The following is a 13,769-nucleotide window of genomic DNA, read 5'->3' on the forward strand; positions in this document are numbered from 1 at the left end:
TGCAATGTGCCAAGAAGCTTGTGGCAGCAAGATGGGAGCAACTTGATTACCACGGTGCGAATTCAACGGTTCAAGTCTGTCGAAGACATGACGTTGAAATTGGACGGGCTGACTCTATTGGTGGGACCAAACAATGCAGGGAAGAGCAGCGTCCTTCACGCCATCCAGTTCGCGACCTCTGTGTGCCAGAGTCTCGAGCTTGACAACGTCTCACGGTGGTCGAACGGCGAAAGGAGCGGCACGCTCTCTACAGAGCAGCTGATCTACACGCCCCTGCGGGACGTACACGCTCTGTCCTTAGGTGGGCGGCTGAAGCAAGAGGCCACCACTGCCATCAGGGTAGAACTCTCTGACGACGTTCTTGGGACTGCCGACATCCTGGTAAGCCGAGGCAAGAACAAGAACATCTCCGTTCGTGTTTCAGGTGAGGCTCTTGGCAAACGCCTGAGCGACCTCGACGAACCATTCAGCGTGGTTGCCCCGGGTCTCGCCGGAATTCCGTCCGTGGAGGAATACCGTGCTCGTGGCATAGTACGAAGGGCGGCGGCCCGAGGCGATGCGAACAGCGTGTTCAGAAACGTTCTGCTGACACTCAAGGAAGACGCCGTAGCATGGGAGGAATTCCACTCCTCTCTGCAAGAAGTGTTTCATGATGTAGAAGTTGACATTGGCTTCGATCATGACACCGGAGAGCACATCAACGGTTGGGTGAAGAGGGCTGGCCTAACCCTGCCGATTGACTCCAGCGGGACTGGAGTGCTCCAAGCTATCCAAGCGCTGTCCTACATCGGCGTCTACAAGCCGCGGTTGCTGATCCTCGACGAGCCCGATTCTCACCTGCACCCGGATAACCAGCGCAAACTGGCCAGACTCCTCGCAAAGTTGACTGAGATGCAAGATCTTCAGGTTCTCATGTCCACCCACTCTCGTCACTTCATGGACGAGTTTGGGCGCTTGGAAGCAGGCGTTCACTGGCTTAGTAATGGCGAACGGCGTGATGAAAAATTCGACACCGTCAGTGCTCTCCTCGAGTTGGGCGCGCTGGACGCGGGTGACCGACTGCGGAACGGCGCGACGCCCGTAGTTGTCATCACCGAGGACACCGATACCCAAGGGTTGAGGACACTTCTCCTCTCGTCGGGTCTCTCGGACGAGGACTACGACGTTTGGTCGTACGCCTCGTCAAGCAAGCTCGATTCCGCAAAGTTGTTAGGGCGATTCATCCTTGACACCGCGCCCGGCACTAAGGTCCTAGTCCACAGAGACCGGGACTACATGACGGACGAGGAGGTGGACGTTTTCACAATGGAGTTGGAGGCGCTCGGGCTCTCTGTACTCGTCACCGCTGGAACTGATGTAGAGAGCCACTTCCTGTCGCCTGCCTACTTGCACGACGTCTACCCTGAGTTGAGTCAGCCCGAGTTAGCTGAGCTCATCGCGACCGCGACAAGCGAAGCTCGGGAACACTCATTGAAGACGATGATCAACGCTCAAACCGAATCCGCCAACAGGGCGGCGCGCCGTACAGGTGAGAAAGCGCCAAGCCCCGGCACGGTGGCGATTGAGACCGCGGCGATCTACGACGAGAGCCCGGAACGCTACCGCCATGGCAAGAAGACCCTAAAGCAGCTCAAGGCACTGATCCAAGAGGGCCGCGGGTTGAACAGAGCGGTGCTCACAACGGTGAGTCCCCACCTGGCCGTTGAGTCAGTACGGAGGTTGGCAGAAGCCCTGGCCCAAGAGCCAGGGTCCGAAGCTTCGGCTGAAGAGGCGCCGGCCGAAGTCCTGGCACAAGAAGCACCGCTCGCATCACCATGACGGGCCGCCGTCGCAGTTTCGATCTTGGTGAGCGATCTCAGGTAGAAGATTGAAGGCAGACGTACGCAAACTCGGCGCCTGGCGTGTGCGGCGGCCATGCTCGGACCTACCCGGAGTCACGTGCACACGCTCAGGGACTGATTTCGGGGAAGCCCTCGAGCTCGGGTGCGGCGGCACGACCGCGGTGCGGCTGCTCGCCCCAGGAAGCGCCTCGGAGCCCGGCGCAAAGGACTCGACGTGAACGCGGGCCGGGGAAAGTGCGGCTCTCCCGTGGGACGGTGTCGCATAGGAGCGTGCCCCCTATGCGATTGAGGTGTGATAGCACCGGCCGCGAGACAAGACGCGCGACCGTGAGCACGTGTACCCAACCTCGCCGGGCCGTGCCTGCAACCATTCGGCAACGCGCGCTGGTGCCGGGTGGACCAGTGCGGTGTCCGGCCGGTCGGGCACACTGGTCGGCGTGTCCGAGCGCACTACTGATGCCCAGCTTCAAGGCGTCGTTGCCGAGCGTTCCGCAGGCTGGGAGTCCACCGCGCGCATGATCCTCGAGTTCGGAGAGGAAGGGCTCGTCGAAGGCGTGGTCAGCGAGCAAGCCGTTGCGGTTCTGCTCCTCGCGCGAGAGATCCGACGGCTGCGGGTGGGCGAAGACGACTTCCAGTTCCTGCACATCGACACTGACCTGAACATGGAGGACGACGAGGGGTACAACTGGACGATCCTTCCCCTCGCACGAGTCATACAAGACCGCATCGCCCCGGGTCTCAGGTGCACCATCGGTCGGTCGGGGTCCCTCGCCAGCGCAGTCATCCTGAGGCTCGAACTGCTGGACCAGTCGGCAGCTTGGGAAGACATCCGGGTCGTCGTGACGTTCCGGCAGCCCACGCACAGTGAAGAGCCCACCCACCGCGCCGTAGCCGTCGAACGAGACGGGCGCTTGGTCGTCGTCACCGGCGTACCGAACAACGTCAGCGATCCGACGCAGGCAGTCGCCGCGGCCGTGCGTCTGAACACGATGCTCACCAAGATGCTCGCCTCCGGCAATGACGTGTCCATCCGCGGCTGGGACGACCACTGACCGGCCGCCCGTTTCACGTCCTCATCGCGGACGACTCCTTCACACCGGACCCGCGCGGGTGGCGGGCGTTCTCTTTCGACGACCCGAACCGAAAGTTGCCGCACCCGCTCCTCGTTGGGTCGCTGGTGTGGACGCGCGACTTGGGCGAGGAGCCTGGTACCGAGTTCTTGGCGCGCATCACGACTGTGAGCAGGACGGGTGGCCCCGACACTTCTTCATCTACTACCTGCTTGCCTTCGATCTACCCACGACAGTCGCTGAGCTGGCGGCAGCGGCTGGCTGCACGCCGGCTGACTTGCTGGGGTAGGACCTCGGACTCCGCGTGTGCGCTGAGCGCCGCAGTGCGTGCGACCAAAGGACAATCCCGTAGGCGACGTGAGTGGGTTCGCGAGGATCTGCATCTGCGCGGACCCGCCCTCCCCCTGCTATCACACCTCAATCGCATAGGGGGGAGCGTGACCTGGAATGGGAGATGGCATGAGCACTGCTGAGCAGCGGACCCGCTGGCGACGTCGCGCGACTTGGGTCGACCAACTCGGACTGACTGAGGGTGAGGCGGTCCCGCGCGATGTGGCGCAGGAACTTGCTGAGTCGGTCTTGGTGCTCCTGGCCGAGGTCGAGCAGCTCGAACGCGCTGGTGGCTGAAACGCATGCCCGCCTCAGCGGCTCGTGTGCGCCCGGCGTCCCGTCGACCTCACGAGATGCAGGCACCCCGGTGGGCAGAGTGGCAGCGCTCGAACTTGTGCACACGCGTCTGCACAAGTGCGCTCAGGAGGCATGAGCCCCGACAAGGGCTACCTCAACCCACACGGTTCGTCGTGCCGGCTACAAGCCCAGCGAGTTGTCCGAGCAGATGCGCGAGGCAATCGCGGCAGAGCCGCCCGATCTCACCGACGTGGAGGCGGCGGTGTTCGAGTTCGAGCGAGTTCTGGAAGTACCGCGGGGCCAAGGACGCGACCATCCACGACCGGGTCGGGGGGTCCGCGCTACTACCAAGTCCTCAACGCCATCATTGACACGCCAGCTGCCCTCACCGCCGACCCGGCCACCGTCAACCCGCTTCGCCGCATCCGCGCGAGGCGCCAAGGTCAGCGCAGCGCTCACGCGAAGGCCGCGGCAGCTAACCGGCGACGCTGGCGGGCCCGTCGGCGATTGCTTTGGTCCGTGTCGCTTCCTGTGCGCGAACCGCCATCTCCACGAGGTCGATCCGGAAAAACCGCGTGCGGCCGTCCGAGCCCAGCGTGAACGGCAACCGGCCACGGCGAGCGCGTTGGTGGACGGCCGCAGCGCCGACGTTCAGATGTGCAGCAACCGCGGCAGCGTCGACCCACTCGTGCTCGTCATCCGGTGGCGCAGGCGGCGCCTTTGGAGGCGGCGGCAGCGCGCGCAGACGAGCTCGTTCAGCGCGAACATCACGCAATTCGAGCACCGCCTGACGCGACAAGCTTGGACGTTTGTTGGGCCGAGGCGACAGGTCCCCGCGGCGCACCATCTTCGGGACCGCCGAGTAGTGCACACCTAGCAGGAGGGCAGCCTCCCTGACGGTGACCCACTCGCCAGCCCGATCTGACATGACAGCACGCTACCCAGGTCAGCCGGCTCCAAACCGTTCTCCACACCGGCCGCGTGCCGCGCGACAAGAGTGCCGGTCTTCGCCTGCCGCCGAGGCGCGCGACCCGTCGCAGTATGCTGGGCGAACACACGTTCGACGTGCGAGAGGGTGGGTGTGGCCGGCGGGATGGGCAGCAAGGATGGCGCCTTCGGCCGCGAGACACTGGCCGAACGCGTCGCCAACACCCGAGCACGCCAGATGAGCTCCGCAACCTCTGGTCACAGCACCGCCGACCTTCACGGCAAGCGACCCAACGCTCCCGCACCCTGGGCAGCCCCACCTCCGGGACCGGCCTCGCCGGGACCGCCGCCACCGTCCATCAAGCACTGCTGGTACGACGGCCCGTACGGGCGACAACCCGCTCTGCTGCTCAGGTGGCGCCGCATCGCGGGCGACCACTACGACGGCCTCATCATCGTCGCCGCACCCGACGAAACCGGCACCTCCTGGGTCGTCATGGAGATGTGGGCCGAAGCGTCACTGCTCTCGCCCGCCTGAGAGTTGCTAGGCGGGTGCGTTCCGCAAGCGGGCAGAGGATGAGCCGCGCCGCGCGAGGCTATCCGCGCCTACACTTCAGCAAAGTATAGGAATGTGTACCGAGGTTTGTACCTCCGCTGAGCTCTGGTGGTGGCCGGCCGGCGACGCAGCACCGACGGCGGCAGGTCGAGGTCCGGCACAAGCTCAATCACTAGGTTGCGCACCCGTTGATGGACGTGGGCCAGGATGCGTCGCACCGTCGCGTCGTCCTGACCCTTTGGGTCCTATACGGCCAGTCCCGGTACGTCGCGCCAGGAACGTACGAGCAGTTCTCGCCGCAGGCCATGGTGATGGTCAGCTCGGCGTAGGCGATGGTCGCAGCGGTGAGCAGCTCCTGCTCCTCGCGCGAGGTGTCCGTGCCCAGCGTCGCCAGGCCGCGCTCGACCTGGGGTGAATGTGGGTCGCCGGAGGACCCCAGACTGACGCATCCCTCGGACCCTACGGCGTCTCTGCGTTGTGGCGACCCGCCTGAGCGCCGGGGCCCGCTATGCGATCGTCAGTTCTAGACCAAGGAGTGTCCCGCTCGGAGTTTCGACCTTCGGTGAGTGTCCGATCGGACCGACGAGTGTCCGGTCCGGAAGGAGTGTCGCGCCAGGACCGTCGAACGCTCGTCTCGGACTCCGCAGCAGATGGCGGCGTTACCCTCGCGCCTCCGAACAGTCCTGGTGGTGCCGCCCTCTTCCCTCCCCAAGCCTCCGGGACGACCGCCCTCGTACAGCCCACCCGTCGTGACTGACTGGTCTGCGTTGGACAACGACATCGACGAATTCGTCGCGCAGTTCTCGCTGGCACCCGGCACGACGCGTAACCACACGAAGAACTGGGGACTGTGGGAGCAACACTGCTCCGACCACGGCGTGGACCCGATGGCGGCGCCGTATGAGACGTTCGTCGACCTAGTGACGACCCTACGTCTGGACGGTCATTCGTACGGTCGCGCGCACTTCGACGCCATCGTCGCCGCGGTCACGGCCCGCTACTCCCAAGCCAACCTCGTCCCTGCCTGCAAGCGGGTACAGCATGCCGGCGACTGGGCCACGCTGCTGAAGGCAGTGGGGGTCAGCGCGGGGAAGGCAAAGGCGCAGCATCCGGAAGCGTTCGAGCAGTGGCAGGTGCGGCCACTTCTCCGGGACGATCTTGTGTCGATGTTGGCCGCCGAGTCTCCGCGGGACAGCCGGATCGATGCTCGGATCGCGGCGGCGCTCCTGGCGTGGGACCACGGGTGGGCCGGCCCTGAACTGGCGCGCTTTGGGGTCGCTGAGACCGAACTCGTCGGCGAAGGTGTCCGACTCGCGGGCCAGGTGATCGCGTGCGACCACGAGGCGCGAGTCGCGGGCGTGCCATGGGACTGCACGGCCTGCGTCGTCCGAAGGGTCGTGCTGTCACACAACGGCGACGGCGCTCTGCTGGCCGCGGCGAGCCACGGCAGCATGGCGACGGCGATGTATCAGCTGGTCAAACAGATCGCGGCGCTCGACGGGGGGCGCGGTCTGATCCACACCCCGCCCCGTCGAGCCCCGGGGCCCGGCAAGACAGCCATCACAGTGGCCCCGAAATCGGCGCTCACCCAGTACCAGAACGCAGGGATCCGCCGAGCGATCGCACTCGCCGTTGGTCGTCGCGAGGTTGGACTCCGGTGGGTCCGTGCCCGCGCCTGGGTCGCGCTGGCATGGGTGGGCGGGTTCCGGATGTGCGGCGACTTGTTGCGTCTGCCGCGCACAGCGGTGGCCGGCGATCCTGAAGGTCGCGGACTGGTCGTCGAGCTCGGCGGCACGAAGGACGATCCATCTGGCGCCAAACGCGTTGTACGCGCGCTCCCCTATGCCGCGGACTCACGCTCGGCTGCGTCGTTCGTGGCCGAGTACCTGTGCATCCGGGATGCCTTGCGGGGCCCTGGAGGCTTCCTGTTGACTCGGATGAGCGTGTTGCCCCGCGGCGACGACGACTGGGGCCTTGCCGATGCCGGCAAAGGCGCCGGGGGTGGCACGAACCTCGCCAAGTCCGACTTGGGGCTCTTGGTCCAGCTCGCCGGTGGACTCAACGGGGCCCGGTACTCCTCGTACAGCACCCGGAAGGGCTTCGCGGAGCAGGCGCGCATGGACGGCTGGAGCGTGGAGGAGATCTCTCACGCGCTGCGTCACCGTCATCTGGGCGTCGTCCTTGACAGCTACCTCGCCGGCCTGTCCGCCCAGGACGTGAACCGCCGACTGCTGGCTGCCATGGAGGGCCGCCATGACTGAACCTCGCAACCGCATGGGCGCGGCCAGCATCCTCACCACGGAGGCGCCGAACGCCAACCTCCGTCTCACCTCCTCTCTTCTCAGCCGATGGGCCGAGACGAACGGCATCGACGTGGCGGCCGCCCCGGACCCGGAGCAGCTTCTTCTGCGGTTTCTGCACACCAACCGGGGTGCGCTGTCGTGGCGCGCGGGCACGTGCACTGAGTATGCGCGGGGTGTCGCCCAACACCTGATGATCCTCGGTTACGAGGACCCCCGCGGGACTCGGTACGCGGCGTGGATCCGGGCCGTTCGCCGTCACGAGGCGGATGCACCACCTGAGCGCTGCCCGGCCCTGACTCCGAGCACCATCAAGGACGCCGTCGCGGGTGAGCCGATGCAGGGTCTCGACCAGCGCACGATCCGCCTGCGCGGCGTCATCGCAGTCGCCGGGGCTCTCGGTATCGACCCGACGATCTACGGCACTCCGTGCCAACGTCTACACCGAGACGACTTCGAGGTCCGCGCCGATGGCGTCGTAGTCACGGGGCCGGACGGCACCCGTCGCCTGTTGGACGGGCACCGGCAACCGCTCTTCGTGGCCGCGTTGGTCGAAGCGCTGAGCGGGTGCGCTGACTACCCGCTCGCCGAACCCCAGACCAACGAGCACGAACGCCCCAGCGTGCGCGACTCCCGGATGCTGCGCCAGGCGTGGGATCGCAGCCGACCCCCCGGGTCGAGCAAGGCCGCCGCGTCGGCGGCAGCATGGCGCTCCGCGTGGGGTGCCGCCACCGCACAGGACCGCATCTGGTGGTTGATGTCCGTCGACCCCGACTACTTCATGGTGGTGCAGACCCGTGCCTACCTCCTGTTCGGCGTCACGACGGCGCACCGTCACGCCACCATGCAGCGACTCTCCATCGGCCACCTGGTACCGACACCGACGGGTTACGCGCACACGGCGAGAACGTCCGAGCACAAGTCCGGACGACGTGCGAGAGGCTCAGGGCACCCCAGACGCGAGATCCACAAGTCGAACGACCACCTGGGTGAAGCCGGCACCGGGTGCCCGCCCTACTGCGACGCGTGCGCACTCGACCTGCACCTCGCTGCCCGACGGCACAAGGGCGCAGCGGACAGTGACCCGCTGTGGGTGACGGCAACGCCCTACGGCGCCGCGCTGAACCGTGCAGGCGCTGCCCGCAATCTGCGCGCTCTGGTCGCCAACTGCGACCTCGACACCGACGACAAGCTCCGGGTCGGGACGAGGAGCCTCCGCGTCACGGCCGCCACGCTGGCGCGCCGGTCCGGCATGTCCTACTCCCAAATCGCCGCGGACGTGACGGACCACGTGAAGGCGGCCACCGCCGAGATCTACGTGCGCCACGCCGACCCCTTCGACGAGTCCCGCACGCTCGAACTCAACGGGTGACCGGCTGCCGTAAGTCTCCGTCAGCCGTTAGGCGGGCGCTCGCTGTCGCGGCACCGCAACCGGGGTCACGTCACGTCATGCGGCTCCGCTGAGAACCGACAGCAACCTTCTCGAGGTGCCTCGCTTCCGCGCCTCTGCCATCCGGATGTAGACGACGACGGTGGCCGGGCTGCGGTGCAGGGTGACGGCCATGATCTCGTCGATCGTGAAGCCGGCTGCGGCCGCTTCGGTCACCCAGCCGGCCCGCAACGAGTGCGCTCCGTAGGGGTTCCGAGTCCCGGCGACGGGCGGCGTCGTGAGGTTCGCGGCGATGGCGAGACGCTGCGCCACATCGTTGATGCCGTCGCCGCTGAGACGACACAGTCGACCGCGCACGTCGAGCAGCGGGGTGCCCGCCCCGTTCATCTGGGCGAAGACGGGCTCCGACGGCTCGGGGGCACGGCCCAGGAGCCGGGTGAGCAGCGCTTTCCAGTCCCGCAGCGCCTGGGCCGGATCGAAGACCATGCCACCGTCGGCCGCGTCCGGCACCCACAACCGTGCGCCTTTGCCTTCCTGGTCAGTCTTGGACCGGCGCAGGATGACCTCGATGCCATCCGTCCCGTAGTCGGTGAGGTCACGCCAGTTCAGTGCCGAGAGGTTGCTGCGTCTCAGGGCGCACCAGAAGCCGGTCAGGAGGAGGGCTTGGTCTCGCGCTCCCATCGGCGAGATGTCGCTGCGCGCCGGCACGACCGCTGCGAGCTGACGGTCTGTCATGGTCGGCAGCTCGTGCCACTGTTCGGGTGCCGCCAGGTGGATGGCCTGCCGGGTGAGGGGCTTGCCAGTGTCACTGGTCAGTAGCTCGTCGGCGTGGTGGGCGGCGGCGCGCAGGTCGTGCAGTGCGGTGACGAGGCAGACGTTCTTGTTGGTGCGGTGCGCGACGACTTCGACGGTGGTGGGTTTGCCGTGCCGGTGGGCGGCGGCGAGCTCGAGAGTGACGCGGTCCGGTTCCAGCTGCACGTCGGGCCACCGAAGCTTGGCAAGCTGTCCCGTGGTGGCTGCTGTGCGTGCGCGCAGGAGCTGGGTGGCTCGGCAACGCAGCTCGACCAGGCGCGCGCCGCCCGCGGCGACGAGGCAGCGTTCGAGGCAGTCGAACGTCAGCGCCTCCTTGCGGTGGGTGGGCGCGGTGAGGAACGTGCGGCGTAGTCCGCGCACGAGCTCGCGGACGCCGTGGTTGTCCCCCGGTCGGGGCAGTCCCATGAACTCTGCGGCCTTGTTCAGTGCCGCGAGCCGGTTCTCGACCGTCGCGACGGCCACGGCTTGCATCAGGTTCCCGTCGTCGTCCACGGGCGGTGCGTCGTCCGTCCCCCAGGCCAGGGCGTAGTCGATGATGTGATTGGCCACGTGCACGGGGTCGAAGGGCAGCGCCGGCACGCCTTGGTCGTCGCACCATGTTCGCCAGGCGGACACGCCCAGGCCGTAGTTGTGGAGGGTCCCGTCGGCCCACGCGTTGCTGCGGAGCTCGCTGAGCATGGCGCGACGCACGGCCTGGCGTGAACCGGGCGTGTCCGGGGTCCTGGGGCCGGTGCGCGGGATCACCAGCAGCGACCCGTCCTCGTCGAGGAACGCGTCGAGCAGGGCGTCGATTCGCACTTGGGCCATCTCCTCGGACGGCGCGGTGCCGTCGACGATCTCGGCCTGGACGATCTCGACGACACCCTCCAGGTCGACGTCGTGCTCGTCATCGTCGTGAGCCAGGAGCGCGACCAGAGCGCCTGGACGGACGAGGCGGTTCGAAGTCGGTGCGGTCGTGCGGGCCGGGTTCGGGCGAGTGTGGGACATCATGGTGGGACCTCCGGGTCCGGTGCCGCGGGGTGCGGCAGCTGCGCTCACCGTGCCGGCGGTGAGCGCCACGACAGTCGAAGGCGGTCGGTGTCAAGATCCATCCGGCAATAGACCCGTATGCGGGCTTGGCGCTTGACAGTCACCGTGCGTGCCGAGGGCCCGCCGGCAAGCGTTTCTGCAGACCAGGGGCGTGCGAACGTCCTCACCAGCTGTCGTGCGCCGCGGCGGTTCACTGTCAAAGGCACCCGGCCGGCGGCGGGCTGCCCTCACGCGCAAAACGACCCCGACGCATTCGCGTCGGGGTCGTCGTCGAAGCCTCAGGAGGCCGGGGCGTGATCACGCGACCGGTCTGGTGACGCAGTTCGGTCGGGATCTGTCTCAGCGGAGACGGAGGACGCTGCACAGGTCCTCCTTGGCGAGGATCGCCGTCTCGGTCATCCCCAGGGCGTCGGCGGCCGCGCGCAGCACGGCCTCGAAGCCGAGTTCCTGAACGTCCTCGGCGTGCCACGGCCAGCCCTCGCTGCACTCGCCGATCCCGTCGATGATCTGGCGAACCCGCTCGAAGTGCTCCAGCGGGACCTCCACGATGAGCTCGTCGCTGCCGAACTCGTTCGTGTACGTCACCAGGTCGAGCGCGGCAGCGACCACGTCGAAGGTGGCGGTGTCAGTCCAGTCGGGGCTGCCGAATCCGCTTCCCCAGGTGGTGCACTGCCACTTGATCAAGTCGGCGCTGAGTGCGTGGGCCGTGCTGTTCCAGAGGTCGTCAAGCCAGGCGGCTGCCTGGAACACGTCCAGGGCGGTGGCGGCGTTGGTGGTGGTGGTGGTGGTGTTCATCGTGTCTCCGAGGTTCGGGGCGCCTTTTGCGCCGTTGATCAGGGAGGGTCCCGATTGCGCACGCACCGACAATCAGCGCACGGGTGATGTGCGTCGAGGTCTGAATGGGCTGGGCACCTGCAAGTAGGGACCCGGCGCACACCGGGCGTTCAACCGTTGGCGACTGAGGCTCTCCCCGACGTGTGTGCGGTGCGGCTATGCCCCGTTCTCATTCGAGCCGCGGGTCACCGGGCTCAAGGTCGAGCACCGATTGCACAGGGAACCTCCGGCGGCACCGTGCGGGTGGACAAGGTCCGCAACCCCACACTCACCCAGGAGCACCCATGCCGTCTCTTTCCCGTGACGAAGCCAACGCTGCATCTCCGAGTTGGGAGAGGTTCTTCTCCCGCGTGCACAACAAGGCTTGGCTCGCCGCGAAGGCGCTACTCGAGCTCGACCCCAACGAGAGGGTGCTGCGCGACGCCGCACGGTGGATCACCGAACCTCGGCGTGACGGTCACCTTGCTGACTCAGGCGACTGGGTCTGGGACCTCGAACTCGACTGGGACGCATGGATTGCAGACGTGGATGAGAACGGCCGCGCCTGGTCCAGTAGCGAGCACCGCCTGTTCGAGGTCGCCGCCGCACTGGCGGTCGGCCGCCCCTTCAACATCGTTGGGGTGCTCGACAGGCTGGGGCCCTGGAAGTTCGAGGCCTGGAGGATCCTGACGGAGTGGGGTGCGCGCTAAGCGAGCACGAGATCTGGATGTTGCACTCGAGAGGTGGTTGACACCTCCCATGGGCGGCCGCCCGGAAGCTCGACGTGCCTGGCTGCCGCCTCACTCGAGCTGTACGACTTCGGCCACGAGCGTCAAGGCTGCTTCAGCAGTTCTACAGCGGCGCGGTTGGCGTTGTGGCGACGCCCGAGCATCCGAACGGCAAGACCCCCGACAGTGCGAGGCACTGCCGGGGGTCACCGACAGCGTCCAGTCCAACGGACGCTTTGGTCCCTTGCGGGACGGCCCGCCGAAGCGGGACTGGTAGGACCGTAATGAAGGGACCACAGCGTTCGCAGGCGTTTTGATAAACGCAGTCGAGCCTTTTTGCGGGCGGCCACGCGGGTCCGGGAGTCGATCTGGACTGGCGCTTCAGCCCACCCGGCACTGAGCAGCATCAGTCGTGCTGCCGGTGCGGCGCAGCATCGAGGCCTCGTACCGCGGCAGCAACAGCCGGTGCGATAGGAGCTAGTCGTCCCTTAGTCCCAGCCGTCGACGACGGCAACCGGTCAGAGTCATCAAGGGGCTTGCAAATGACGTACCTCGGACTGGGCCGGGGGAAGAGTGCTCCCTCCATGTTCAGCTGCTTGCGCACGCACGCCTGGTCCGGGACCACCCGGTGCGGGGCAATGCCTGGCAGGCGACCAGCGGCACGCTGCGAGCAGTCGACCGGTAGGTCGCCCGCTCTCTGAGCCAACCTAGGAGGCCCCCGTGCCCTCGTCATCCTTCTCTGAACCCGTGCCCTGGCCGCCGACGTCTGTCCCGGTCGATCTTGCTGCTGCGGCGGTTGCCTTCACTGACAGTCGTGCCCGCGACGCCACACCCACCGCCGGTCGCTACCGACGGATCGTGCAGCAGATCGAACAGCAGCCGCGCCCCATCCACGACGTCCCGCCTGCTCTCCCCCTCGGATGCCTCGACGGCGTCCAAGCCCGCGCGCTGTTGGGCCGACTGGAGCACAAAGAGATCACGCTGGCCTGGACAAGTGCCGGCACGGTTCACGGTCTCACGCTGCTCGACCACCAACCCCGCCTGGCGGTCATCTGTTCACAGCTCGATGAGAAGGAAGTACGCACACGCGCACCCCAACTGCCCGTCGTGGCGCTGCCTGAGAGCACACCGTGGGGTCTGGCGACCCTGACTGACGAGTGGATCGATCAGGCGCGCCGCCACGTAGAAGACCTGGCTGTCGCTGCGGCCCCCAAAGCGACCGGGAAGGTCCTCGTCGTGGACGGGCCCCTCCTTCGCAGCAGCGACCGCGACGACGTGGTGGGGGTAGTCAAGACCCATCAGGCCGACTGGCTACCCGACCCTGACCTGATCCCCACAAAGGCGGGCTGGCGCTCCCCCGGCCTCCGTCTGCCCGCCTCTAGGACCACTGACAGGAACGTCCACACTGCATACGTTCGTCTTCACACCGCAACCTCTCATCACAGCTACGGGCATGCGCTCATCCGGATCGAGGTCTACGAGGACTCCACTGTCACTCTCGACGCGGCTGCCGCAATGGTTCACGCCCTCCGGGGCAGGCAATCGTCCGGGGACCCAAGGTGGGCGATCCAGCTAAATCCCATGTTCGAGGCCGAGAACGTGCTCAAAGCGCAAATCCCCCACGTCATCCGAACCCTGCGCTGACCTCACAGAGGAAGGCCAGCAGGCCGAAACG

General features: G+C 66.8%; 10 protein-coding genes and 1 pseudogene. 8 read left to right on the forward strand and 3 right to left on the reverse strand.

All coding sequences use genetic code 11. The annotated features are described in order from the left end of the window. The first annotated feature begins 42 nt into the window (after positions 1-42). The 3 genes and pseudogenes from ACFQW6_RS00710 to ACFQW6_RS00720 all read left to right on the forward strand — a co-directional run. Positions 43-1,818 (forward strand): ATP-dependent endonuclease, encoded by a 1,776-nt coding sequence (locus ACFQW6_RS00710; protein ID WP_378540269.1) that lies wholly within the window; start codon positions 43-45, stop codon positions 1,816-1,818. Between the two features lie 460 nt (positions 1,819-2,278). Next, a complete protein-coding gene (locus ACFQW6_RS00715) occupies positions 2,279-2,893 on the forward strand; it encodes a hypothetical protein (RefSeq protein WP_378540270.1) in 615 nt (204 codons plus the stop codon). Positions 2,894-3,670: 777 nt separating this feature from the next. Then, a pseudogene (locus ACFQW6_RS00720) lies at positions 3,671-3,979 on the forward strand (DUF3263 domain-containing protein); the annotation flags it as partial. Between the two features lie 34 nt (positions 3,980-4,013). Here ACFQW6_RS00720 and ACFQW6_RS00725 read toward each other — a convergent pair. Further along, positions 4,014-4,466, reverse strand: a complete 453-nt coding sequence (locus tag ACFQW6_RS00725; protein WP_378541070.1) for a hypothetical protein — start codon at positions 4,464-4,466, stop codon at positions 4,014-4,016. 165 nt (positions 4,467-4,631) lie between these two features. On the opposite strand from ACFQW6_RS00725, the gene ACFQW6_RS00730 reads away from it, so the two are divergent. From ACFQW6_RS00730 to ACFQW6_RS00740, 3 genes are all read left to right on the forward strand, one after another. Beyond that, positions 4,632-5,003, forward strand: a complete 372-nt coding sequence (locus ACFQW6_RS00730; RefSeq protein ID WP_378540271.1) for a hypothetical protein — start codon at positions 4,632-4,634, stop codon at positions 5,001-5,003. 767 nt (positions 5,004-5,770) lie between these two features. Next, complete coding sequence (locus ACFQW6_RS00735) at positions 5,771-7,282, forward strand: hypothetical protein (protein ID WP_378540272.1); 1,512 nt, start codon at positions 5,771-5,773, stop codon at positions 7,280-7,282. Then, positions 7,275-8,693: a hypothetical protein gene (locus ACFQW6_RS00740; protein ID WP_378540273.1), complete on the forward strand. Its 1,419-nt coding sequence runs from the start codon at positions 7,275-7,277 to the stop codon at positions 8,691-8,693. Before ACFQW6_RS00735 ends, ACFQW6_RS00740 begins: the two co-directional genes overlap by 8 nt. A gap of 75 nt (positions 8,694-8,768) precedes the next feature. Here ACFQW6_RS00740 and ACFQW6_RS00745 read toward each other — a convergent pair whose 3' ends face one another. Together ACFQW6_RS00745 and ACFQW6_RS00750 are read right to left on the reverse strand one after the other, a co-directional pair. Next, positions 8,769-10,514 (reverse strand): tyrosine-type recombinase/integrase, encoded by a 1,746-nt coding sequence (locus tag ACFQW6_RS00745; protein ID WP_378540274.1) that lies wholly within the window; start codon positions 10,512-10,514, stop codon positions 8,769-8,771. Between the two features lie 378 nt (positions 10,515-10,892). Further along, entirely contained in the window at positions 10,893-11,348 is a 456-nt protein-coding gene (locus ACFQW6_RS00750; RefSeq protein ID WP_378540275.1) for a hypothetical protein, read from the reverse strand. 323 nt (positions 11,349-11,671) lie between these two features. Between ACFQW6_RS00750 and ACFQW6_RS00755 the strand changes: the two genes are divergently transcribed. Then, positions 11,672-12,076: a hypothetical protein gene (locus ACFQW6_RS00755; protein WP_378540276.1), complete on the forward strand. Its 405-nt coding sequence runs from the start codon at positions 11,672-11,674 to the stop codon at positions 12,074-12,076. A gap of 738 nt (positions 12,077-12,814) precedes the next feature. Then, the gene (locus ACFQW6_RS00760) at positions 12,815-13,738 is read left to right on the forward strand and encodes a hypothetical protein (RefSeq protein ID WP_378540277.1); all 924 of its coding nucleotides are present in this window, start codon (positions 12,815-12,817) and stop codon (positions 13,736-13,738) included. Positions 13,739-13,769 lie beyond the last annotated feature (31 nt).

Source organism: Nocardioides sp. GCM10028917, assembly GCF_042666175.1.
Classification (GTDB): domain Bacteria; phylum Actinomycetota; class Actinomycetes; order Propionibacteriales; family Nocardioidaceae; genus Nocardioides.

Bases quoted from the DNA above. Each gene is read 5' to 3' on its own strand.
- ACFQW6_RS00730 (WP_378540271.1), top strand. From the start codon at position 4,632: ATGGGCAGCAAGGATGGCGCCTTCGGCCGCGAGACACTGGCCGAACGC.
- ACFQW6_RS00755 (WP_378540276.1), top strand. From the start codon at position 11,672: ATGCCGTCTCTTTCCCGTGACGAAGCCAACGCTGCATCTCCGAGTTGG.
- ACFQW6_RS00725 (WP_378541070.1), bottom strand. From the start codon at position 4,466: ATGTCAGATCGGGCTGGCGAGTGGGTCACCGTCAGGGAGGCTGCCCTC.
- ACFQW6_RS00745 (WP_378540274.1), bottom strand. From the start codon at position 10,514: ATGATGTCCCACACTCGCCCGAACCCGGCCCGCACGACCGCACCGACT.
- ACFQW6_RS00740 (WP_378540273.1), top strand. From the start codon at position 7,275: ATGACTGAACCTCGCAACCGCATGGGCGCGGCCAGCATCCTCACCACG.
- ACFQW6_RS00750 (WP_378540275.1), bottom strand. From the start codon at position 11,348: ATGAACACCACCACCACCACCACCAACGCCGCCACCGCCCTGGACGTG.